Source organism: Variovorax xiamenensis (assembly GCF_050916385.1).
Taxonomy (GTDB): Bacteria; Pseudomonadota; Gammaproteobacteria; order Burkholderiales; family Burkholderiaceae_C; genus Variovorax.
The window spans coordinates 1,096,906-1,118,460 of record NZ_CP139038.1; the positions used below are offsets into that span (position 1 = coordinate 1,096,906).

A 21,555-nucleotide genomic window follows, 5' to 3' on the forward strand; every position below is an offset into this window, starting at 1 on the left:
CTCAACCGACATCCAACCTGGAGCCGCTCATGAAAGCAACGCTTGCAGCTGTCCTGTTCACCGTCACCGCCGCCTCGGCCATGGCCCAGGGCGCCGGCATCACGCCGGTGGGCCTGTGGCGCAACGTCGACGACAAGACCGGCGAGGTCAAGGCCGAGATCCGCATCGCCGAAACAAACGGTGCGCTGAATGGCCGCATCGAGAAGTCGTTGAAGAAGGACACCAAGCCCGACGCGGTCTGCGACGAATGCAGCGACGACCGCAAGGGCAAGCCCATCGCGGGCCTGGAGATCATCCGCGGCGGCAAGAAGGCCGAGGGCAAGGACGTCTGGGAAGGCGGAAAGATCCTCGACCCCGAGAACGGCAAGGAATACCGCGCGAGCTTCACGCCCGTCGATGGCGGCAAGAAGCTCGAAGTGCGCGGCTATCTCGGCCCCTTCTGGCGCACCCAAACCTGGAACCGCGTTCCCTGACCCACCCCCGTTGCTTGCTCACTTCGTGTAGCCGCCTCCCCCCTCAAGGGGGCAACACCAGCGGCCCGGCAAAGCCGGTTCCGCGGTGTTCCCCGAACTGATTCAAAACTTCAAAGCCCAGTTATGTCCCGATTTCAAGTGAAGAAGGTCGCCGTGCTCGGCGCCGGCGTGATGGGCGCGCAGATTGCGGCCCACCTCGTCAACGTGCGCGTGCCTGTCGTGCTGTTCGATCTGGCCGCCAAGGAAGGCCCGAAGAACGGCATCGTCACGCGCGCCATCGACAACCTCAAGAAGCTCAAGCCCGCGCCGCTCGGCGACGTGGCCGACGCCGGCCTGATCGAACAGGCCAACTACGAAGACGACCTGGCCAAGCTCGGCGAGTGCGACCTCGTCATCGAAGCCATCGCCGAGCGCATGGACTGGAAGCTCGATCTCTACAAGAAGATCGCGCCGCACGTCGCCAAGCATTCGATCCTGGCCTCGAACACCTCGGGCCTGTCGATCACCAAGCTCAGCGAGGCACTGCCCGAAGCGCTGAAGCCGCGCTTCTGCGGCATCCACTTCTTCAACCCGCCGCGCTACATGTTCCTGGTGGAGCTGATCAACACGCCCACCACGCAGCCGCAGGTGCTCGACGACCTCGAGGCCTTCGTCACCAGCACGCTCGGCAAGGGCGCGGTGCGCGCGCACGACACGCCCAACTTCATCGCCAACCGCGTCGGCATCGCCGGCATGCTGGCCACGCTGAAGGAAGTCGAGAAGTTCGGCCTCACGCCCGACGTGGTGGACGACCTCACCGGCAAGAAGCTGGGCCGCGCCAGCTCGGGCACCTTCCGCACCGCCGACGTAGTGGGCCTCGACACGATGGCCCACGTCGTGAAGACGCTGCAGGACAACCTCAACGCCGAGACCGATCCGTTCTACGCCAACTTCGCTACGCCGCCGGTGCTCGCGAAGCTGCTGGAGCTGGGCAACCTGGGGCAGAAGACCAAGGCCGGCTTCTTCAAGAAGGCCGGCCGCGACATCCTGCGCTTCGACCTGAAGAGCGGCGAGTACGTGCCCGCCGGCGCCAAGGCCGACGAGGTGTACGGCCGCATGCTCAAGAAGCCCGCGGGCGAGCGCCTGAAGCTGCTGCGCGAGAGCGAAGGACCGCAGGGCCAGTTCCTCTGGGCCATCCTGCGCGACGGCTTCCACTACGCCGCCGTGCACCTGGGCGACATCGCCGAGAGCGCGCGCGACATCGACTTCGCCATGCGCTGGGGCTTCGGCATGAAGCAGGGCCCCTTCGAGCTCTGGCAGGAGGCCGGCTGGGCGCAGGTCGCCAAGTGGGTGCAGGAAGACATCGACGCCGGCAAGGCGCTGAGCAGCGCGCCGCTGCCCAAGTGGGTGTTCGAAGGCCCCGTGGCCGAGGCCGGTGGCGTGCACACGCCCGAAGGCTCCTGGAGCGCTTCGCAGAACAAGTTCGTGCCGCAGCGCCGCCTGCCGGTGCATGACCGCCAGCTCTTCCCCGAGAGCGTGCTCGGCGCGAACGCGGCCGATGCCAACACGGCCGGCACCACCATCAGCGACGAAGGCGACGTGCGCGTCTGGACGCTCGACGGTGAAGTGCTCATCGCCAGCATCCATTCGAAGATGCACGCCATCAGCCCCGACGTGGCCGAGGCGCTGGGCGCCGCGGTCGACCTGGCCGAGGCTGAATACAAGGGCCTGGTGATCTGGTCGCCCGACGAGGTGTTCTCCGTCGGCGCCGACCTGCAGGCGATGCTGCCGGCCTTCGTGGTCGCCGGCATCAGCGCGGTCGAGGGCGCGGAAGAAGAGCTGCAGAACGTGATGCTCAAGATCCGTTACGCCAACGTGCCGGTCATCTCCGCCGTGCGTGGCATGGCGCTGGGCGGTGGCTGCGAACTGGCCATCCATTCGGCAAAGCGTGTGGCAGCGATGGAAAGCTACATCGGCCTGGTCGAAGTGGGCGTGGGCCTGATCCCCGGCGCGGGCGGCCTGACCTACATCGCTCGCCGCGCGGCCGAGAACGCGTCGGCCTCGACGGGCACCGACCTGCTGCCCTTCCTCACCGAAGGCTTCACCGCCGCCGCGATGGCGAAGGTGGGCACGGGCGCGCTCGACTCGAAGAAGCTGGGCTACCTGCTCGACAGCGACGTGATCGTGCCGAACAAGGACGAACTGCTGTACGTGGCGCTGCAGCAGGCGAAGGCCATGGCCGACGCCGGCTACCGCCCGCCGCTGCGCCGTACCTTCCGCGTCGCGGGCCGCAGCGGCGCCGCGACCATCAAGGGCCAGCTCGTGAACATGCGCGACGGCGGCTTCATCAGCGCGCACGACTTCCACATCGCCAGCCTGATCGCCAACGTGGTCACCGGCGGCGACGTGGACGCGGGCTCGCTCGTGACCGAGGAATACCTGATGACGCTGGAACGCAAGGCGTTCTGCTCGCTCATCGTGCACCCCAAGACGCAGGAGCGGATCATGGGGATGCTCAGCACCGGCAAGCCTGTGCGCAACTAAGGACAGATTTCATGAGCAAGCAAGTACAAGACGCCTACATCGTCTCCGCAACCCGCACGCCCATCGGCAAGTCGCACAGGGGCTACTTCCGCAACTACCGTCCCGACGACCTGCTGGCCACCACGCTGCGCGCAGCGCTGGCTGCGGTGCCGAGCCTCGACCCGAAGGCGATCGAGGACATCATCTGCGGCTGCGCGATTCCCGAATCGCAGCAGGGCCTGAACGTTGCGCGCATCGGCGCGGTGCTGGCCGGCCTGCCGACCAGCGTCGGCGGCATCACCGTCAACCGCTTCTGCGCCTCGGGCCTGTCGGCCGTGCAGATGGCCGCCGACCGCATCCGCGTGGGCGAGGCCGACGTGATGATCGCAGCCGGCGTCGAGAGCATGAGCATGGTGCCGATGATGGGCAACTCGCCCTCGCTGTCGCCCTCGATCTTCGAGCGCGAAGGCGACGTGGGCATCGCCTACGGCATGGGCCTCACGGCCGAGAAGGTCGCGCAGCAGTGGAAGGTGAGCCGCCAGGCGCAGGACGAGTTCGCGCTCGCCTCGCACCAGAAGGCGCTGGCCGCGCAGCAGGCCGGCAAGTTCGCCGACGAGATCACGCCCATCGAGGTGACAGACCGCACGCCGAACCTCGAGACCGGCGAGTCGATCGCCAAGACCCGCACCGTGAACCTCGACGAGGGCGCGCGCCCGGACACCAGCATCGAAGGCCTGGCCAAGCTGCGCACCGTTTTCGCCGCGCGCGGCACCGTGACGGCGGGCAACAGCTCGCAGACCTCGGACGGCGCCGGCGCGCTGATCCTGGCGAGCGAGAAGGCGGTGAAGCAGTTCGGCCTCACGCCGCTCGCGCGCTTCGTGAGCTTCGCCAGCAAGGGCGTGCCGCCGCACATCATGGGCATCGGCCCGATCGAGGCGATTCCCGCCGCGCTGCGCTATGCCGGCCTGAAGCACGAGGACATCGACTGGTTCGAGCTCAACGAAGCCTTCGCCGCGCAGTCGCTGGCCGTCATCAACACGCTGGGCCTCGATCCGTCGAAGGTCAACCCGATGGGCGGCGCCATTGCGCTGGGCCATCCGCTGGGCGCCACCGGCGCCATCCGCTCGGCCACCGTGGTGCACGCGCTGCGCCGCGAGAACCTGAAGTACGGCATGGTCACGATGTGCGTGGGCATGGGACAAGGCGCCGCAGGGATCTTCGAGCGCGTCTGATCGATAACGCGCAAGGCACCGCGACGAGTGCCGGTTCAACGAAGGAGACAGCCTCATGCAGACGCAGCAGCTTCCGGTCGACGGCGGCGCACAGCAACTCGCGGTGCGCCGCTACGAACCCGCCGGCACGCCGCGCGCGAGCGTGGTGATCGGCGGCGCGATGGGCGTACGCCAGTCCTTCTACGAGCCTTTCGCGCAATGGCTCTCGCAGCAGGGCCTGCGCGTCTGGACCTTCGACTACCGGGGCTCCGGCGACTCGCGCGGCGGCGTGCCGCTGCGCGAGGTCGATGCCGACCTGTTCGACTGGGCCCACGACTACGAGGCGGTGATCGACGCGGCCAGGGCCGCATCGCCCGACTCGCCGCTCTACCTGCTGGGCCACAGCCTCGGCGCGCAGCTGCCGGGCTTCCTGCAGCGGCCCGAGAAGGTCGACGGCCTCGTGAGCATCGCGGCGGGCAGCGGCTACTGGCGCGAGAACGCGCCGAAGCTCAAGCGCACCATCCTCTACTTCTGGTTCGTGCTCGTGCCGCTGGTCACGCGGCTGTTCGGCTACTTCCCGGGTCGCAAGCTGAAGAAGGTCGGCGACCTGCCGCGCGGCGTGATCCTGCAGTGGCGGCGCTGGTGCCTCAATCCGCGCTACAGCGTCGGAGCCGAAGGCGAGCTGGCGTCGCAGAGCTACAACCGCGTGCGCTTCCCGGTGCTCGCGCTGTCGATGACCGACGACGAGCTCATGACGCTCGCCGGCACCAAGAGCCTTGTGAGCCTCTACGGCGGCGCGCCGAGCGCGGTCGAGCGCATCGCGCCGGCCGACGTGCAGGCACGGCGCATTGGCCACTTCGGCTTCTTCCGCGAGCAGTTCAGCCAGAGCCTCTGGCCGAGCACGGTCGACAAGCTGCACAGGCTCGCATCGCTTACTGCGGTGCAGCACGCCAACGTCCCGCACACGACTGCGTGACGCTGGTCACCGGAGGCACACTGCCGATCATGAGCACGCAGCAGCACCCCTTCGACAAGGCCCTGAAGATCCACCACAGCGACATCCGCGTGGGGCACTTCACCGGCACGACCAGCCCCGACTACTGGAACATGGTCGGACCCTTCGGCGGCACCACCGCGGCGCTCGCGCTGCAGGCCGTGATGCAGCACCCGGACGTGCTCGGCACGCCCATCGCGCTTACCGTCAACTACGCGGCGGCAATCGAGGCCGGCGCGTTCGACATCCAGGCCATTGCCGTGCGCACCAATCGCTCGACGCAGCACTGGACAGTGCAGATCACGCAGGCCGGTGCCAGCGGCGCGCCCAACATGACGACCACCGCCACGGTGGTGACGGCCGCGCGCCGCGAGACCTGGGGCGAGAGCGACATGCCGATGCCCGAGTCGCCGAGGCCCGAGACGGTCGATCGCATGAGCATCGGCCCGTCGGGCGTGGCGTGGATCAACCAGTACGAGATGCGTCCCTTCAGCGGCGGCATTCCGTCGAAGTGGGATGGCAGCCTGCATCACAGCGAGACCCGCATCTGGCTGCGCGATGCGCAACCGAGGCCGCTCGACTTCGCCTCGCTCGCCGCGATGAGCGACATGTTCTATCCGCGCGTGTGGCTGCGCCGCGCGAAGCACGTGCCGGCGGGCACGGTGTCGATCACCACCTACTTCCATGCCGGGCCGGAACAGCTCGCCGAGGTCGGTACCGGCTACCTGCTGGGCCGCGCGGCGGGGCAGCAGTTCTTCAACGGCTTCTTCGACCAGACGGCGCATCTGTGGAGCGAGAAGGGCGTGCTGCTGGCCACCTCGAACCAGATCGTCTACTACAAGGAATAACGACATGGCTGCCCTGCAGAAAGCCGCGCTCATCGTCGGCGCCGGCGACGCCACCGGTGGTGCCATCGCACGCCGCTTCGCGCGCGAAGGCTTCGCCACCTGCGTCACGCGGCGCAGCCTCGACAAGCTGCTGCCGCTGGTCGCGCAGATCGAGGCCGACGGCGGCCGCGCCCATGCCTTCGCCTGCGACGCGCGCAAGGAAGAGGAAGTGGTCGCGCTCGTCGAGCAGATCGAATCGACCATCGGGCCCATCGAGGTGATGGTGTTCAACATCGGCGCCAACGTGCCCGAGAGCATCCTCAACGAGACCGCGCGCAAGTACTTCAAGGTGTGGGAGATGGCCTGCTTCTCGGGCTTCCTGAATGGCCGCGAAGTGGCGAAGCGCATGGTGGCGCGCGAGATTCCGCAAGGCGGCCATCGCGGCACGATCATCTTCACCGGCGCCACGGCCTCGCTGCGCGGCGCGGCGAACTTCGGCGCCTTCTCGGGCGCGAAGATGGCGCTGCGCGCGCTGGCCCAGTCGATGGCGCGCGAACTGGGACCGCAGGGCATCCACGTTGCGCATGTTGTGGTCGACGGCGCCATCGACACCGAGTTCATCCGCAGCAACTTCCCCGAGCGTTATGCGCTGAAGGAAAGCGACGGCATCCTGAACCCGGACCACATCGCCGACACCTACTGGATGCTGCATTCGCAGCCGCGCGACGCATGGACGCACGAGATCGACCTGCGGCCTTGGTCGGAGAAGTTCTGAACAATTCCAGGAAGGAGACAAAGCCCATGACGAAATCCGTCGACTTCTATTTCGACTTCGGCAGCCCCGCCGCCTACCTGGCCGCGACGCAGCTGCCGCACGTGTGCGCCGACACCGGCGCGCAGCTGGTGTGGAAGCCCATGCTGCTCGGTGGCGTGTTCCAGGCCACGGGCAACCATTCGCCCGCCGAGATCAAGCCCAAGGGCCCGTACATGACGACGGACCTCAAGCGCTTCGCGAAGCGCTACGGCGTGCCCTTCGCGCACAACCCGCACTTTCCGATCAACACGCTGCTGCTGATGCGCGGCGCCACCGGCATCCAGGCGCAGGAGCCGGCGCGCTTCGGTGCGTACGTCGATGCGATCTTCCACTCGATGTGGGTGGAGCCGAAGAACCTGAACGACCCGGCGACCGTCGGCGCCGTCCTGCAGAATGCCGGCTTCGACGCGAGCGCGCTGCTCGCGCTGGCCGGCGCGCAGGAAACCAAGGACCGTCTCAAGGCCGTCACGCAGGAAGCCGTGGAGCGCGGCGTGTTCGGCGCGCCCACCATGTTCGTCGGCGACGAAATGTTCTGGGGCCAGGACCGGCTCGATTTCGTACGCGAAGCACTCGACGCCGCCTGATGGCGGCACCACCCGTTCTCTTCAAGGATCTTTCATGAGCGACATCCTCGTCCACACCGAAGCCGGTGTGATGACCATCACCTTCAACCGCGTCGACAAGAAAAACTCGATCACCAGCGGCATGTATGCCGAGCTGGCCGATGCGCTGGCCAATGCCGAGAGCGATGCGGCCGTGCGCTGCGTGCTGATCCAGGGCGACCCGACGATCTTCAGCGCGGGCAACGACATCGGCGACTTCCTCAACGGCCCGCCGTCCACGCAGGAATCGCCGGTGTTCCGCTTCCTGCGCGGCATCGCGACCTTTCCGAAGCCGCTCGTCGCGGCAGTGTGCGGCCCGGCCGTGGGCATCGGCACCACGATGCTGTTCCACTGCGACCTCGTCTACGCGGGCGACAACGCAGCCTTCTCGATGCCCTTCGTGAACCTTGGCCTGTGCCCCGAGGCGGCTTCGAGCCTGCTGGTGCCGCAGATGCTGGGCTACCACCGCGCGGCCGAGGCGCTGCTGCTGGGCGAACCCTTCATGGCCGAGGCCGCGCTCGAAGTGGGCCTGGTCAACCGCGTGGTGCCGCCGACCGAGGCGAATGCCATCGCGCAGGCTCAGGCGCGCAAGCTTGCGGCCAAGCCGCTGAGCGCGCTGGTGGAAACCAAGCGCCTGCTGAAGAAGGGCCAGATGCCCGCTGTGCTGGAGCGCATGGGCGAGGAGGGCGCGAGCTTCGGGCGGATGCTGCGCGAACCGGCTGCCAAGGAGGCGTTCAGTGCCTTTATGGAGAAGCGCAAGCCGGATTTCTCCAAGGTCTGATGAGGGTCTGAGGCGTTTTCCCGGGCTTGCACGCTTAAACTGTCCGGCGTGCAAGCCTCGGAGACAAGAACGCTCACAACGCCCAGCCAGCGGGCGCACGATGCTACTGAAAAAGTAGCATCCGGCCTCTCGCGCCGGCGTACTTTCGGCTTGCTGGCAGGAGCCCTTGCGGCGCCCTCGCTGGCCCTGGCGCGTATTCGGCCGCTGCGCATCGGCATCATCGGTTCATGGTCGGGGCCCTATGCGGGCGGCGGGCGGCAGTTCGATGCCGGCATGTCGGTGTGGCTGGCCGCGCACAACCAGCAGATCGCCGGCCGGCCGGTGGAACTCCTGCGGCGCGACGTGCCCGGCAGCGCGCCCGACCAGGCGCGCCGCCATGCGCTCGACCTTGTGGAAAGCGAGCGCGTCGAGCTGCTCGCGGGACTGGACTTCAGCTCCAACGCCTATGCCGTCGGCAACGTCGCCACGCAGGCGAAGCTGCCGCTGGTGGTGATGAACGCAGCCTCGTCGGGCATCACCGCGCGCTGCCCGTTCGCGGTGCGGGTGTCCTTCACCATCGGCCAAGTCACGCTGCCGCTGGCGCGGTGGGCGCTGCAGCAGGGGCTGCGCGACGTCTGCACGGTGGTGGCCGACTACGCCTCGGGCGTCGACGCCGAAAGCGCCTTCGTCTCGGGCATCACCGCGGGCGGCGGCCGGGTCGGCGCGATGCTGCGCGTGCCGCTCGCCACGCTGGACTACTCGGCTTACATGCTGCGGCTGCGCGAGCTCAAGCCGCAGGCGGTGTTCTTCTTCCTGCCTTCGGGGCAGATGCCGGCAACCTTCCTCAAGTTCTGGCGCGACCGGGGCATGGCCGACACCGGCATCCGCCTGTTGGCCACGGGCGACGCCACCGACGACCACTACCTGGAAGGCATCGGCGAGCTGGCCGACGGCCTCGTCACCAGCCACCACTATTCTTTCGCGCACGAGTCGGCGGCCAATCGCCGCTTCACGGGCGTCTTCGAGACGGAATACGGCAGTCACCTGCGCCCGGGCTACTTCGCGGTCGCTGCCCACGACGCGCTCGCGGCCGTCGATGCGGCCATGGCTGCGCGCGCCGGCGCGACCGGGGAGCGGCTGGTGGATGCGTTCCGCGGCCTGAAGCTCGACAGCCCGCGCGGCCCGGTCGAGATCGACGCTCATACCCGCGACATCGTGCAGACCGTGTACATCCGCCGCGTCGAGCGGCGCGAGGGCCGCTGGGTCAACCGCGAGTTCGAGCGCTTCGAGCGGGTGCGCGACCCGGGCGTCTGAGCAGAACGGTTTTGCTTATTCTTCCTCTGCCGGCTTCTCGATCGGGCGCGGACGGCCGTTGTCGTCGATGGCCACGTAGGTGAAGGTGGCCTGCGTCACCTTGATGTACTCGCCCTGCGCGCGGAAGCGTTCTGCGAATACCTCCACCGTCACCGTGACAGAGGTGCGCCCGACACGCACCAGCTTCGAATAGAACGACAGGATGTCGCCCAGCCGCACCGGCTGCTTGAAGATGAATTCGTTGACCGCCACCGTGGCCTGACGGCCCTTGGCGTAGCGCGCCGGGATCACCGAGCCGGCCAGGTCGCACTGCGCCATGACCCAGCCGCCGAAGATGTCGCCGTTGACGTTGCAGTCCGCCGGCATCGGGATGACCTTGAGCACCAGCTCCATGTCGGTGGGCAGGCTCTTGAGGGTGGCTGCGGCCGTGGCGGCGGCACTGGAAGTATCTGACATGGGCACAATCTGGAACAAACAAGCAACCACGATTGTCCTCCATGCGCCGCAGCGGCGAAGCCCTTCCTTCCTCCCACGCAGCCGGCGGCCAGGCGCCGGCACCCGCAGGCGAACGCTCCGACTGGGCTACCCTGCGCAGGCTGTTCCCCTATCTCTGGCAGTACAAGTGGCGCGTGCTCGCCGCGCTGGCCTTCATGGTGGGCGCCAAGGTGGCCAACGTCGGCGTGCCGGTGCTGCTGAAAAACCTGGTCGACACGATGACGCCCAAGCCCGACATGGCCCAGGCGCTGCTCATCGTGCCCATCGGGCTGCTGCTGGCCTACGGGCTGCTGCGCTTTTCCACGTCGCTCTTCGGCGAACTGCGCGAGCTGATCTTCGCCAAGGCCACCGAGGGCACGGCCCGGCAGATCGCGCTGGAGGTGTTCCGCCACCTGCACTCGCTGAGCCTGCGCTTCCACCTGGAGCGCCAGACCGGCGGCATGACGCGCGACATCGAGCGCGGCACGCGCGGCGTGCACTCGCTTATTTCGATGTCGCTCTACAGCATCGTGCCGACCATCATCGAACTGGTGCTGGTGCTCACGATCCTGGGCGTGAAGTTCGACGCCTTCTTCGTCTGGATCACCGTGGCAGCGCTGGTGCTGTACATCGTCTTCACCGTGACGGTGACCGAGTGGCGAACGCAGTTCCGCAAGACCATGAACGAGCTCGACTCGGTGGCGCAGAGCCGCGCGGTCGATTCGCTCCTGAACTACGAAACCGTCAAGTACTTCAACAACGAGGACTTCGAGGCCGGCCGCTACGACGCCAGCCTCGACCGCTACCGCAAGGCCGCCATCAAGAGCCAGCGCACACTGAGCATGCTCAACACCGGCCAGCAGGCGCTGATCGCCATCAGCCTCGTGCTGATGCTGTGGCGCGCCACCTCGGGCGTGGTGGCCGGGCACATGACGCTGGGTGACCTGGTGATGGTCAACGCCTTCATGATCCAGCTCTACATTCCGCTGAACTTCCTTGGCGTGATCTACCGCGAGATAAAGCAGAGCCTGACCGATCTCGACAAGATGTTCGTGCTGATGGAAAAGGAGCGCGAGGTGCGCGACGCGCCCGATGCGCAGCCGCTGGCCGGTGCCGACGCCACGGTGCGCTTCGAGGACGTGAGCTTCGCCTACGAGCCCGCGCGGCCGATCCTCAAGCACGTGAGCTTCGAGATTCCGGCGGGCAAGACGGTGGCGGTGGTCGGGCCCTCGGGTTCGGGCAAGTCGACGCTGGCGCGGCTGCTGTACCGCTTCTACGACGTGCAGCAGGGGCGCATCACCATCGGCGGCGAAGACATCCGCGAGGTGACGCAATCGAGCGTGCGCCACGCCATCGGCATCGTTCCGCAGGACACGGTGCTCTTCAACGACACGGTCGAATACAACATCGCCTACGGCCGACCGGGTGCCACGCGCGAAGAGGTGGAGGCCGCAGCGCGCGCCGCGCGCATCCACGACTTCATTGCCGCCACGCCCAAGGGCTACGAAACGACGGTGGGCGAGCGCGGCCTGAAGCTCTCGGGCGGCGAGAAGCAGCGCGTGGCCATCGCGCGCACGCTGCTGAAGAACCCGCCGATCGTGATCTTCGACGAGGCCACCTCGGCGCTCGACTCGGCCAACGAGCGCGCCATCCAGTCCGAACTCAAGAGCGCCGCGCAGGACAAGACCACGCTGGTCATCGCGCACCGGCTGTCGACGGTGGTCGATGCGCACGAGATCCTGGTGCTGGAGTCGGGCGTGATCGTCGAGCGCGGCACGCATGCGCAGCTGCTCGCGAAGCAAGGGCGCTACGCCCAGATGTGGGCTTTGCAGAAGAGCGAAGCAGCGCCGCTGATGTAGCGCGATCATCCATTCCTTCTTCTTTTCATCGATCCCAGGAGTTCAGACGTGCCGAACAAGATCCCCCTGCTGGTGCTCAACAGCCTCTCGAGCGCCCACCAGGCCCAGATTGCCGAGATCTACGACATGACCTACGCCTTCGGTCCAGCCGAGCGGGCGGCCGCCATTGCCGAACACGGCAGGAAATTCCGCGCCGTGCTGACCATCGGCGTCATCGGCATCACGCCCGAGGAAATCGCGGCCATGCCCGCGGTGGAGCTGATCTGCTGCATGGGCGCAGGCTACGAAGGCGTGCCGCTCGAGGTGACGCGCGCCCGCGGCATCGCGACCGCCAACGGCGCCGGCACCAACGACGACTGCGTGGCCGACCATGCCTTCGGCCTGCTGATCGGCATCGTGCGCGAGTTCCGCAAGCTCGACCGGCTGTGCCGCGAAGGCGTGTGGCGCGAGGCCATTCCGCAGCCGCCGAACGTGTCGGGCAAGAAGCTGGGCATCCTGGGTATGGGCACCATCGGGCAGAAGATCGCCAAGCGCGCCGCGGCCTTCGACATGGAGGTCGGCTATCACAACCGCAAGCCGAAGGAAGGCGTTGCACAGCGCTACTTCGACGACCTGAAGTCGCTGGCCGCATGGGCCGACTTCCTCGTGCTGGCCGCCCCGGGCGGTCCGGCGACGAAGCACCTGGTCAATGCCGAAGTGCTCGACGCGCTGGGGCCGCAGGGCTACCTGGTGAGCATCGGCCGCGGCAGCGTGGTCGACACCGAGGCGCTGGCGGCTGCGCTGCGCGAGAACCGCATCGCCGGCGCCGGCCTCGACGTGTACGAGAGCGAGCCGAAGCGGCCCGAGCAGCTGATCGGCCTCGACAACGTGCTGCTGACGCCGCACATGGCCGGCTGGTCGCCCGAGGCGACGCAGAAGTCGGTGGACCACTTCCTCGCGAATGCCGAAGGGCACTTCGCGGGGCGCGGCGTGGTCACGCCGATCTGAGGCCTCAGCCGAGGGCGGGTGGCCGGTGCGCCGCCCAGCCGCATGCCTGGTCGTAGGCATGCCCCAGCCGCAGCACGTCGAGGTCCGAATGGATCGGCCCGGCCAGCTGCAACCCCATCGGCAGGCCGCCTTCGCCGAAGCCGGCGCGCACGTTCAGCGTCGGCAGGCCTGCCAGCGTGAAGGGCGTGACGATCTCCATCCAGCGGTGATAGGTGTCGCTCTTCACGCCCGCCACCCCGGCCGGCCAGTGCAGCTCGGCGTCGAAGGGAAAGACCTGCGCGGTCGGCGCGAGCACGAAGTCGAAGCGTTCGAACAGCTTCAGGAATGCGCGGTACACGTTCGATCGGTACACCGAAGCCTGGTACAGCGAGGCCGCGTCGAGATGGCGGCTCTGCTCTATCTCCCATTGCGCCTCGGGCTTGAGCTGCGCAAACAGCTTCGGGTCGCTCAGGTAGGCGCCCAGCTTGCCGCCCACCAGCAGTTGCCTCAAGCGCAACCAGGCGCTCCAGTTGTGCTCGCGCGGCACGTCGAGCGTGCAGGGTTCGACTTCGCAGCCGATGTCGCGGAAGGTGCCGAGCGCCTTCTCGCCCAGTTCGTGGATGCCCGGCTCCAGCGGCAGGTCGGGCCAGATGCTGCCGAGCCAGCCGATGCGCAGGCCCTTGCCGTCGCCCTCCAGCCGCAGTTCATCGGGCGAGGGCAGGGCGTGCGGCGACGACAGCGGCACCCGGGTGTCGAAGCCCGCCTGCACGGCCAGCAGCCGCGCCGCGTCTTCCACCGTGCGCGCCATCGGGCCGTCGCAGCCCAGTTGCTGGAAGAACAGCTCCTCGTCGGGGTTGCCCGGCACGCGCCCGCGAGAGGGCCGCATGCCGATCACGTTGTTGAAGGCCGCCGGGTTGCGCAGCGAGCCCATCATGTCGCTGCCGTCGGCCACCGGCAGGATGCCCAGGGCCAGCGCCACCGCGGCGCCGCCGCTGCTGCCGCCCGCGCTGCGATCGGGCGCGTAGGCGTTGCGGGTGATGCCGAACACCGTGTTGTAGGTGTGCGAGCCGAGCCCGAACTCGGGTGTGTTGGTCTTGCCGATGACGACGGCGCCGGCTGCCTTTGCGCGCGCCACGTGGAGGCTGTCGGCCCGCGTGGCCGAGCGCGGCGACAGCGGCGAGCCCATCGAGGTCGGCAGGCCGGCGGCATGGCTCAGGTCCTTCACCGCCAGCGGGAAGCCGTGCATCCAGCCGCGCCTTTCGCCGCGCGCCAGCTCGGCGTCGCGCTCGTCGGCCTCGGCCAGCGACTGCGCCGGATCGCGCAGCGACACGATGGCGTTGAAGCGCGGGTTCAGCGCCTCGATGCGGGCCAGCGAGGCCTGCATCACTTCCCGGCAGGACACCTCGCGCGCGGCGATGCGGCGGGAAAGTTCGGTGGCGCTGAGGTCGAGCAGGTCGGCTGAGGGCATGGCGGATGAGGGAAAAGGAGGGGGCGCCCAGTATGGCGCGGCGCTCGCATAATCGCCGCGTATGGAAACCAAGTGGCTCGAAGACTTCATCAGTTTGGCGGAAACCCGCAGCTTCAGCCGCTCGGCTCAATTGAGGCACGTGACCCAGCCGGCGTTCTCCCGCCGCATCCAGGCACTTGAAGGGTGGGCCGGTACCGACCTGGTGGACCGCAGCTCTTACCCGACGCGGCTCACTCCGGCAGGACAGACGCTCTACAGCCAGGCCATCGAGATGCTGCAGTCGCTGCAGAGCACCCGCGCCATGCTGCGCGGCCACTCTGCTGCCGGGCAGGACGTGATCGAGATCGCCGTGCCGCACACGCTGGCTTTCACCTTCTTCCCCTCGTGGGTGACCAGCCTCAGGGAGCATTTCGGCCCCATCAAGAGCCGCCTGATCGCGCTGAACGTGCACGACGCGGTGCTGCGGCTGGTCGAAGGCAGCTGCGACCTGCTGATCGCCTACCACCACCCCTCGCAGCCGCTGCAGCTCGACGCCAACAAGTACGAGATGGTCAGCCTCGGCGAGGAAACCGTGGCCCCCTGGGTCAAGGCCGATGCCGAAGGCGCGCCGCGCTACCGGCTGCCGGGCCGACCCGGCCAGCCGCTGCCCTACCTGGGCTACGCACCGGGCGCCTACCTGGGCCGCGTGGTCGACCAACTGCTCAAGGAATCGGGCACCGCCATCCACCTCGACCGGGTCTACGAGACCGATATGGCCGAGGGCCTGAAGGTCATGGCGCTCGAAGGGCACGGCATCGCCTTCCTGCCACAGAGCGCGGTGCGCAAGGAGATCAAGGCCCGCAAGCTGGTGAGCGCACTGCCGCCCGAGATCGACAGCCTGGAGGCGACGATGGAGATCCGCGCCTACCGCGAGCGCCCCGGCGCTCCCGCGCCCGTGAAGGCCGGGGCCGGCCGTGCCGCCATCAAGGCCGCCGACAGCCTGCAACCCAAGCGCACGGCCGATGCGCTATGGTCTTATCTCGTCGGCACCCAGCCGCAGCGCTGAGCGCCATCACTCAACTGCCACGGAGATTTGTGCACCGCACAATCTATAAATGCCGCGCATAGGGCTTCCCGCAAAAGGCATTGGCGCCTTGAATCCGGCGCCTCTACAGTCGCGGCTGCTTTTTAGCCGCTGTCACAGCAACCCCCACGGCACGCGCCCTGCGCGTGCTTTTTTTTAAGCCGAGGAACCTCTCATGAGCTCCAATTTCAGGACGGAACACGACTTCCTCGGCGACAAGCAGATCCCCGCCGTCGCCTACTGGGGCGTGCACACGGCGCGCGCGGTCGAGAACTTCCCCATCTCCGGCACTCGCATCTCGGCCATGCCCGACCTGGTGCGCGCGCTGGCCTACGTGAAGAAGGCCGCCACCCGCGCCAATGCCGACCTGGGCGCCATCGACCGCGACCGTGCCGCGGCCATCATCCTGGCCTGCGACGACATCGTCGACGGCAAGCTGCTCGACGAGTTCGTGGTCGACGTCATCCAGGGCGGAGCGGGCACCTCGACCAACATGAACGCCAACGAGGTCATCTGCAACCTCGCGCTGGAAAAGCTGGGCCACGAGAAGGCGCGCTACGACGTGCTGCACCCCAACGACCACGTCAACGCCTCGCAGAGCACCAACGACGTGTACCCCACTGCCGTGCGCCTGGCGCTGTGGTTCGCCATCGACCGGCTGCTCGAGTCGATGGCCTCGCTGCGCCGCGCCTTCGAGGCCAAGGCGCTCGAGTTCAAGGACATCCTCAAGATCGGCCGCACCCAGCTGCAGGACGCCGTGCCCATGACGCTGGGCCAGGAGTTCCTGACCTACGCCATCATGATCGGCGAGGACGAAGCCCGCCTCGGCGAGGCGCGCGCGCTCATCGAGGAAATCAACCTCGGCGCCACCGCCATCGGCACCGGCATCAACGCGCCGCACGGCTACGCCAACCTCGCCTGCCAGTACCTCGCCGAGCAGACCGGCGTGCCGCTGAAGCAGGCCGCAAACCTCATCGAGGCCACGCAGGACACGGGCGCCTTCGTGCAGCTGTCGGGCGTGTTGAAGCGCGTGGCCACCAAGCTCAGCAAGACCTGCAACGACCTGCGCCTGCTCTCGAGCGGCCCGCAGGCCGGCTTCGGCGAGATCAGGCTGCCGGCGCGGCAGGCGGGCTCTTCGATCATGCCGGGCAAGGTCAATCCGGTGATCCCGGAAGTCATGAACCAGGTGGCCTTCGAGGTCATCGGCAACGACATCACCGTGACGCTGGCGTCCGAAGCCGGCCAGCTGCAGCTCAACGCCTTCGAGCCGATCATGGGCTGGAGCCTGTTCAAGAGCATCCAGCACCTGAGCCGGGCCTGCACCACGCTGCAGCACAACTGCGTCGAGGGCATCGAGGCGAACCGCGAATTCCTTGCGAAGAGGGTGCGCGAGTCGGTCACGCTGGTTACCGCGCTCAACCCGCTCATCGGCTACGAGAAGGCCGCGCTCATCGCCAAGACGGCGCTGGCCACCGGCGGGCCGATCGACCTGGTGGCCGAATCGCTGGGCATCATGACCCGCGCCGAGATGGACGCGCTGCTCGTGCCCGAGAACCTCACGCAGCCAGTGCGCCTCACGGCCGCGCCGGTGCCGGCGGCCGCCGAGCCGACCGGCGTGGCTTCGGGCACAAAGGCTGCTTAGTGAAAGTCGGACAATGCCAGGAGGCAGGATCGCACCATGCTGGCGCCGCGATGCGCATGGCCGGTGCAAGCTGTGTGTGTATGCACCGGGTTGGTCCGGGTATCACGCAAAATGCGAGTGTCTAGAATTTAGTTGTATCTGTTTCAGTCACCCTCAGGAGTTTTCCGTATGAAAAAACAAGTATTGGCATTGGCGGTTGCGGCACTGGCCGCTGGCGGCGCGATGGCGCAGGCCAACGACACGCTGGCCAAGATCAAGGCTTCCGGCGTCATCACCGAAGGCGTGCGTGAATCTTCCGGCCTGTCGTACACGCTGGGCAACGGCCAATACACCGGCTTCCACTACGACGTCTGCGCCAACATCATCAAGGACCTCGAGAAGGCCGCCGGCAAGAAGCTCGAAGTCAAGTACCAGCCCGTGACCTCGCAGAACCGCATTCCGCTCGTGCAGAACGGTACCGTCGACATCGAGTGCGGCTCCACCACCAACAACGCCACCCGCCAGAAGGACGTGTCCTTCGGCGTGACCACCTACGTCGAAGAAACCAAGATCGTCGTCAAGGCCAACTCGGGCATCAACTCGCTGGCCGACCTGAAGGACAAGACGGTTGCAACCACCACCGGCACCACGCCGCTGCAAACGGTGCGCAAGCAGAAGCGCGCCGAGAACCTGACCTTCAAGGAGGTCTACGGCAAGGACCACTCCGACAGCTTCCTGCTGCTCGAGACCGGCCGTGCAGACGCCTTCGTGATGGACGGCTCGATCCTGGCTGCCCTGGCCGCCAAGTCGAAGTCGCCCAAGGACTACAAGATCCTGCCCGACGTGCTGGCCGTCGAACCCATCGCCATCATGATCCGCAAGGACGACGCCGCCTTCAAGAAGGCCGTGGACGACAGCATCAAGGCACAGGCCAAGTCGGGCGAACTCGCCAAGCTGTACGACAAGTGGTTCCTGAAGCCGATTCCCCCGGCTGGCGTGACCATCGGCCTGCCGCTGGGTGAAGCCACCAAGAACGCCTGGGCCAACCCGAACGACAAGCCCGCCGAAGACTACGTCACCAAGGAATAAGCGCCGCGTCGCTGCGTGATGACGCCCACCTTTCGCGGTGGGCGTTTCTTTTCAAGGGACTGGTTTTCGTAGAGACGGTGAAGAAGGAGTAAACACAAATGGGCAACTGGGATTGGCAGGTTTTCCTGCAGGACCCCGGGGGGGAATATCCGAGCTACCTGCAATGGATGCTCTCGGCGTGGGGCTGGACCGTGTCGGTCGCGCTGCTGGCGCTGGTGGTGGCACTGGTGCTGGGCTCGATCATCGGCATCATCCGCACGCTGCCCGACAGCCCGTGGCTGGTGCGACTGGGCAATGCCTGGGTGGAGCTCTTCCGCAACATTCCGCTGCTGGTGCAGATCTTCCTCTGGTACCACGTGATCCCGGCGCTCATTCCCGTCATGAAGGGCGTGCCGAGCTTCATCCTCGTGGTGCTCGCGCTGGGCTTCTTCACCTCGGCGCGTATCGCCGAGCAGGTGCGCTCCGGCATCCAGGCGCTGCCCAAGGGCCAGCGCTACGCGGGCATGGCCGTGGGCTTCACCACCGTGCAGTACTACCGCTACGTGATCCTGCCGATGGCCTACCGCATCATCATCCCGCCGCTCACGAGCGAGACGATGAACATCTTCAAGAACTCGTCCGTCGCGTTCGCCGTGTCGGTCGCCGAACTCACCATGTTCGCGATGCAGGCGCAGGAAGAAACCTCGCGCGGCATCGAGGTCTACCTTGCCGTGACGGCGTGCTACGTGGTCTCGGCGCTCGTCATCAACCGCCTCATGGCGTTCATCGAGAAGAAGACCCGCGTGCCGGGCTTCATCGTCTCGGCCGGCGGCGGAGGACACTGAAATGATGAATCTCGACCTGTCCTTCTACAACTGGGACGTCATCAGCAACTTCGTCGTCAAGGGCTTCTACTTCAGCGTCACGCTGACGGTGGTCGCCACGATCGGCGGCGTGATCTTCGGCACCCTGCTGGCGCTCATGCGCCTGTCGGGCAAGAAGTGGCTCGATGCGCCCGCGGCCCTGTACGTCAACGGCATGCGAAGCATCCCGCTGGTGATGGTGATCCTGTGGTTCTTCCTGCTGGTGCCGGCGTCGTTCTATTCGCTGTTCGGCTCGGTGGGCTCCAACTACCGCTCCGAGATCTCGGCCGTGATCACCTTCGTCGCGTTCGAGGCCGCCTACTTCAGCGAGATCATGCGCGCGGGCATCCAGTCGATCCCGCGCGGCCAGGTCAACGCCGGCCAGGCCGTGGGCATGACCTACAGCCAGAACATGCGCCTTGTGGTGCTGCCGCAGGCCTTCCGCAACATGCTGCCCGTGCTGCTCACGCAGACCATCATCCTGTTCCAGGATACTTCGCTGGTCTACGCCATCGGCGCCTACGACATGCTCAAGGGCTTCGAGACCGCCGGCAAGAACTTCGGCCGCCCGATCGAGGCCTACCTGCTCGCGGCTGTCGTGTACTTCGTCATGTGCTACGCCCTTTCTTGGCTGGTGAAACGCCTGCACAAGAAGATCGCCATCATTCGCTGAACGAGTGGCTGAACCGGAGAGAAAGAAATGTCCGAAAAAATGATCGAAATCAAGAACGTATCCAAGTGGTACGGCCCGGTGCAGGTGCTCAACGACTGCTCCGTGAACATCGCCAAGGGCGACGTGGTGGTGGTGTGCGGCCCGTCGGGCTCCGGCAAGTCCACGCTCATCAAGACCGTGAACGCGCTCGAGCCCTTCCAGAAGGGCGAGATCACCGTCAACGGCATTCCGCTGCACGACCCCAAGACCAACCTGCCCAAGCTGCGCTCCAAGGTCGGCATGGTGTTCCAGCACTTCGAGCTGTTCCCGCACCTGTCGGTGACCGAGAACCTCACGATCGCGCAGATCAAGGTGCTGGGCCGCACGCCCGACGAAGCCAAGACCCGCGGCCTGAAGATGCTCGACCGCGTGGGCCTGATGGCGCACAAGGACAAGTTCCCGGGCCAGCTCTCCGGCGGCCAGCAGCAGCGCGTGGCCATCGCCCGTGCGCTGTCGATGGACCCCATCGTCATGCTGTTCGACGAACCCACCTCGGCGCTCGACCCCGAGATGGTCGGCGAAGTGCTCGACGTGATGGTGAACCTGGCCAAGGAAGGCATGACCATGATGGTGGTCACGCACGAAATGGGCTTTGCGCGCAAGGTTGCCAGCCGCGTGATCTTCATCGACGTGGGCGGCCGCATCCTGGAAGACTGCTCGAAGGACGAGTTCTTCGGCCACCCGGAAAACCGCCAGCCGCGCACCAAGGACTTCCTCAACAAGATCCTGCAGCACTGACTCGCTGCGGCGCAGTAAGAGAAAGACAAAAGCCACGCTGCCTTGCCGCAGCGTGGCTTTTTTCATGGCGCCTGCAACGCCTTGTCGAAGAAGGCCGGGATCTCGCGGCCCAGCCGCGCCAGCAGTGCCTTGCGGTCGAAGCCCGGCGCGTCGGCCCTGATGTCCCCGTCGTCGGTCGGGATCGAACTGCTCGGCGTGTCCATGAATGCGAAATGCCAGGCGCCGGGAACGCGCTCGAGCTCGGCGCCCGGCATGTTCCGGGCGATCCATTCGGCATGGAAGCGCGGTACGAGGAAGCGGTCCTGCTCGGCCTCGTAGATTCGCGTGGGCACCCGCACTTGCGCGAGCGATTCGGCCGTGAAGAGCACGCCCGCCGGAGCCATCGCCACCACCGCGCGCACCCTGGGGTCGCGCAGCGAAGGCAACTGCGGCGATGGCGGCGACGAAGCGGCCGGGCTGGCCGTGGCGGCAGTCGCAGCGCCATTCCGGCCGACACCGCAGAAGACCGGATCCGCAGCCCGCTCGCTCTCGCAGTGCCTGCCGATGCGCGACAGGTCCGCCTGCCCACCGGCCAGCGCCAGCGCGGTGTAGCCGCCCGCGGAGTGCCCCACCACGCCGACGCGGAAGCCCGCGGCATCGCTGGCGATACGGTCCTTCCATTGCGGGTCCTGCAGCAGCGCGTCGATCACGCGCGACACTTGCTTCGGCCGCTGCGCGAAGTAGGCGGCCGGGCCCTTCTGCAGCAGCGAGCCGTCCTGCCAGTTGTCGCCGGGATGCCGCAGCGCGGCGACCAGATACCCGTCGCGCGCGAGTGCCTCGGCGATGCTGCTGTGGCCCAGCTCCGTGCCGCCAAGGCCGTGGCTCAGCACGATCAGTCCCTTGAACTTGTCCTCGGGCGGCGCCTGTATTGCTGCCCGCACGGTGAACGGCCCCATGGGAGTTTCGCGTGCGGTCGCCTGCGTCGGGTAGTACAGCGCGACAACGGTGGGCGCATCGTCCGCCGCAGCGCCAGGAATGCGGACCTGCCGCCATCCGGCCTCCGAGGCCAAGGCCTGGAAGCACAGCATCAGGCTGCCGGCGAGCAGCAGGGCAGGGCGGACAAGGGCTCTTCGCATCTCGGATCTCCTCGGTGGATGTGGAGCCCGGATGGTCGCGATGCGGTCGCATCGCTTCCATGGGATTGCGACGAAGTGCGGGAAAGGCGGTGTGAAATGACCGGATGCAGC

At 67.1% G+C, this 21,555-nt stretch carries 20 protein-coding genes; 17 read left to right on the forward strand and 3 right to left on the reverse strand.

Annotated elements, in window-relative coordinates; translation table 11 throughout:
- Positions 1-29 precede the first annotated feature (29 nt).
- The 9 genes from SFB74_RS04665 to SFB74_RS04705 all read left to right on the forward strand — a co-directional run bounded on the left by SFB74_RS04665 (position 30) and on the right by SFB74_RS04705 (position 9,497).
- A complete protein-coding gene (locus SFB74_RS04665; protein ID WP_432729566.1) occupies positions 30-473 on the forward strand; it encodes a DUF2147 domain-containing protein in 444 nt (147 codons plus the stop codon).
- 123 nt (positions 474-596) lie between these two features.
- Positions 597-2,996: a 3-hydroxyacyl-CoA dehydrogenase/enoyl-CoA hydratase family protein gene (locus SFB74_RS04670; RefSeq protein WP_432729567.1), complete on the forward strand. Its 2,400-nt coding sequence runs from the start codon at positions 597-599 to the stop codon at positions 2,994-2,996.
- An 11-nt stretch (positions 2,997-3,007) separates the two neighbouring features.
- Entirely contained in the window at positions 3,008-4,207 is a 1,200-nt protein-coding gene (locus SFB74_RS04675) for an acetyl-CoA C-acyltransferase (RefSeq protein WP_432729568.1), read from the forward strand.
- A gap of 55 nt (positions 4,208-4,262) precedes the next feature.
- Positions 4,263-5,162, forward strand: coding sequence for an alpha/beta hydrolase family protein (locus SFB74_RS04680; RefSeq protein WP_432729569.1), 900 nt, complete (start codon positions 4,263-4,265; stop codon positions 5,160-5,162).
- Positions 5,163-5,191: 29 nt separating this feature from the next.
- Positions 5,192-6,028 carry an acyl-CoA thioesterase gene (locus SFB74_RS04685; protein WP_432731878.1) on the forward strand — a complete coding sequence of 279 codons (837 nt, stop codon included), beginning with the start codon at positions 5,192-5,194 and terminating at the stop codon, positions 6,026-6,028.
- A 4-nt stretch (positions 6,029-6,032) separates the two neighbouring features.
- Entirely contained in the window at positions 6,033-6,782 is a 750-nt protein-coding gene (locus tag SFB74_RS04690; RefSeq protein WP_432729571.1) for an SDR family oxidoreductase, read from the forward strand.
- 26 nt (positions 6,783-6,808) lie between these two features.
- Positions 6,809-7,405, forward strand: a complete 597-nt coding sequence (locus SFB74_RS04695) for a 2-hydroxychromene-2-carboxylate isomerase (RefSeq protein ID WP_432729573.1) — start codon at positions 6,809-6,811, stop codon at positions 7,403-7,405.
- A gap of 34 nt (positions 7,406-7,439) precedes the next feature.
- On the forward strand, positions 7,440-8,204 hold the full coding sequence (locus SFB74_RS04700; RefSeq protein ID WP_432729574.1) for an enoyl-CoA hydratase: 765 nt from the start codon (positions 7,440-7,442) through the stop codon (positions 8,202-8,204).
- 195 nt (positions 8,205-8,399) lie between these two features.
- Entirely contained in the window at positions 8,400-9,497 is a 1,098-nt protein-coding gene (locus SFB74_RS04705) for an ABC transporter substrate-binding protein (protein WP_432731879.1), read from the forward strand.
- A gap of 15 nt (positions 9,498-9,512) precedes the next feature.
- On the opposite strand, the gene SFB74_RS04710 is transcribed toward SFB74_RS04705, so the two are convergent.
- The gene (locus SFB74_RS04710) at positions 9,513-9,953 is read right to left on the reverse strand and encodes an acyl-CoA thioesterase (RefSeq protein WP_093299919.1); all 441 of its coding nucleotides are present in this window, start codon (positions 9,951-9,953) and stop codon (positions 9,513-9,515) included.
- A gap of 41 nt (positions 9,954-9,994) precedes the next feature.
- On the opposite strand from SFB74_RS04710, the gene SFB74_RS04715 reads away from it, so the two are divergent.
- Together SFB74_RS04715 and SFB74_RS04720 are read left to right on the forward strand one after the other, a co-directional pair.
- The gene (locus tag SFB74_RS04715) at positions 9,995-11,830 is read left to right on the forward strand and encodes an ABCB family ABC transporter ATP-binding protein/permease (protein WP_432729575.1); all 1,836 of its coding nucleotides are present in this window, start codon (positions 9,995-9,997) and stop codon (positions 11,828-11,830) included.
- 48 nt (positions 11,831-11,878) lie between these two features.
- A complete protein-coding gene (locus tag SFB74_RS04720) occupies positions 11,879-12,817 on the forward strand; it encodes a 2-hydroxyacid dehydrogenase (RefSeq protein WP_432729576.1) in 939 nt (312 codons plus the stop codon).
- A gap of 4 nt (positions 12,818-12,821) precedes the next feature.
- Here SFB74_RS04720 and SFB74_RS04725 read toward each other — a convergent pair whose 3' ends face one another.
- A complete protein-coding gene (locus tag SFB74_RS04725; protein ID WP_432729578.1) occupies positions 12,822-14,264 on the reverse strand; it encodes an amidase in 1,443 nt (480 codons plus the stop codon).
- Positions 14,265-14,325: 61 nt separating this feature from the next.
- Here SFB74_RS04725 and SFB74_RS04730 point away from each other — a divergent pair, with 61 nt between their 5' ends.
- From SFB74_RS04730 to SFB74_RS04755, 6 genes are all read left to right on the forward strand, one after another.
- The gene (locus SFB74_RS04730) at positions 14,326-15,309 is read left to right on the forward strand and encodes a LysR substrate-binding domain-containing protein (protein ID WP_432729579.1); all 984 of its coding nucleotides are present in this window, start codon (positions 14,326-14,328) and stop codon (positions 15,307-15,309) included.
- A gap of 193 nt (positions 15,310-15,502) precedes the next feature.
- Positions 15,503-16,969, forward strand: a complete 1,467-nt coding sequence (locus SFB74_RS04735) for an aspartate ammonia-lyase (protein WP_432729581.1) — start codon at positions 15,503-15,505, stop codon at positions 16,967-16,969.
- Between the two features lie 168 nt (positions 16,970-17,137).
- Entirely contained in the window at positions 17,138-18,037 is a 900-nt protein-coding gene (locus tag SFB74_RS04740; RefSeq protein WP_432729583.1) for an amino acid ABC transporter substrate-binding protein, read from the forward strand.
- 98 nt (positions 18,038-18,135) lie between these two features.
- Complete coding sequence (locus SFB74_RS04745; protein ID WP_432729584.1) at positions 18,136-18,861, forward strand: amino acid ABC transporter permease; 726 nt, start codon at positions 18,136-18,138, stop codon at positions 18,859-18,861.
- A gap of 1 nt (position 18,862) precedes the next feature.
- Entirely contained in the window at positions 18,863-19,552 is a 690-nt protein-coding gene (locus SFB74_RS04750) for an amino acid ABC transporter permease (RefSeq protein ID WP_432729586.1), read from the forward strand.
- Between the two features lie 39 nt (positions 19,553-19,591).
- Entirely contained in the window at positions 19,592-20,329 is a 738-nt protein-coding gene (locus SFB74_RS04755) for an amino acid ABC transporter ATP-binding protein (RefSeq protein WP_432731880.1), read from the forward strand.
- Positions 20,330-20,391: 62 nt separating this feature from the next.
- Here the strand turns inward: SFB74_RS04755 and SFB74_RS04760 are convergent, their stop codons facing one another.
- Positions 20,392-21,444 carry an alpha/beta hydrolase family protein gene (locus SFB74_RS04760; RefSeq protein WP_432729587.1) on the reverse strand — a complete coding sequence of 351 codons (1,053 nt, stop codon included), beginning with the start codon at positions 21,442-21,444 and terminating at the stop codon, positions 20,392-20,394.
- Between the last annotated feature and the right edge of the window lie 111 nt (positions 21,445-21,555).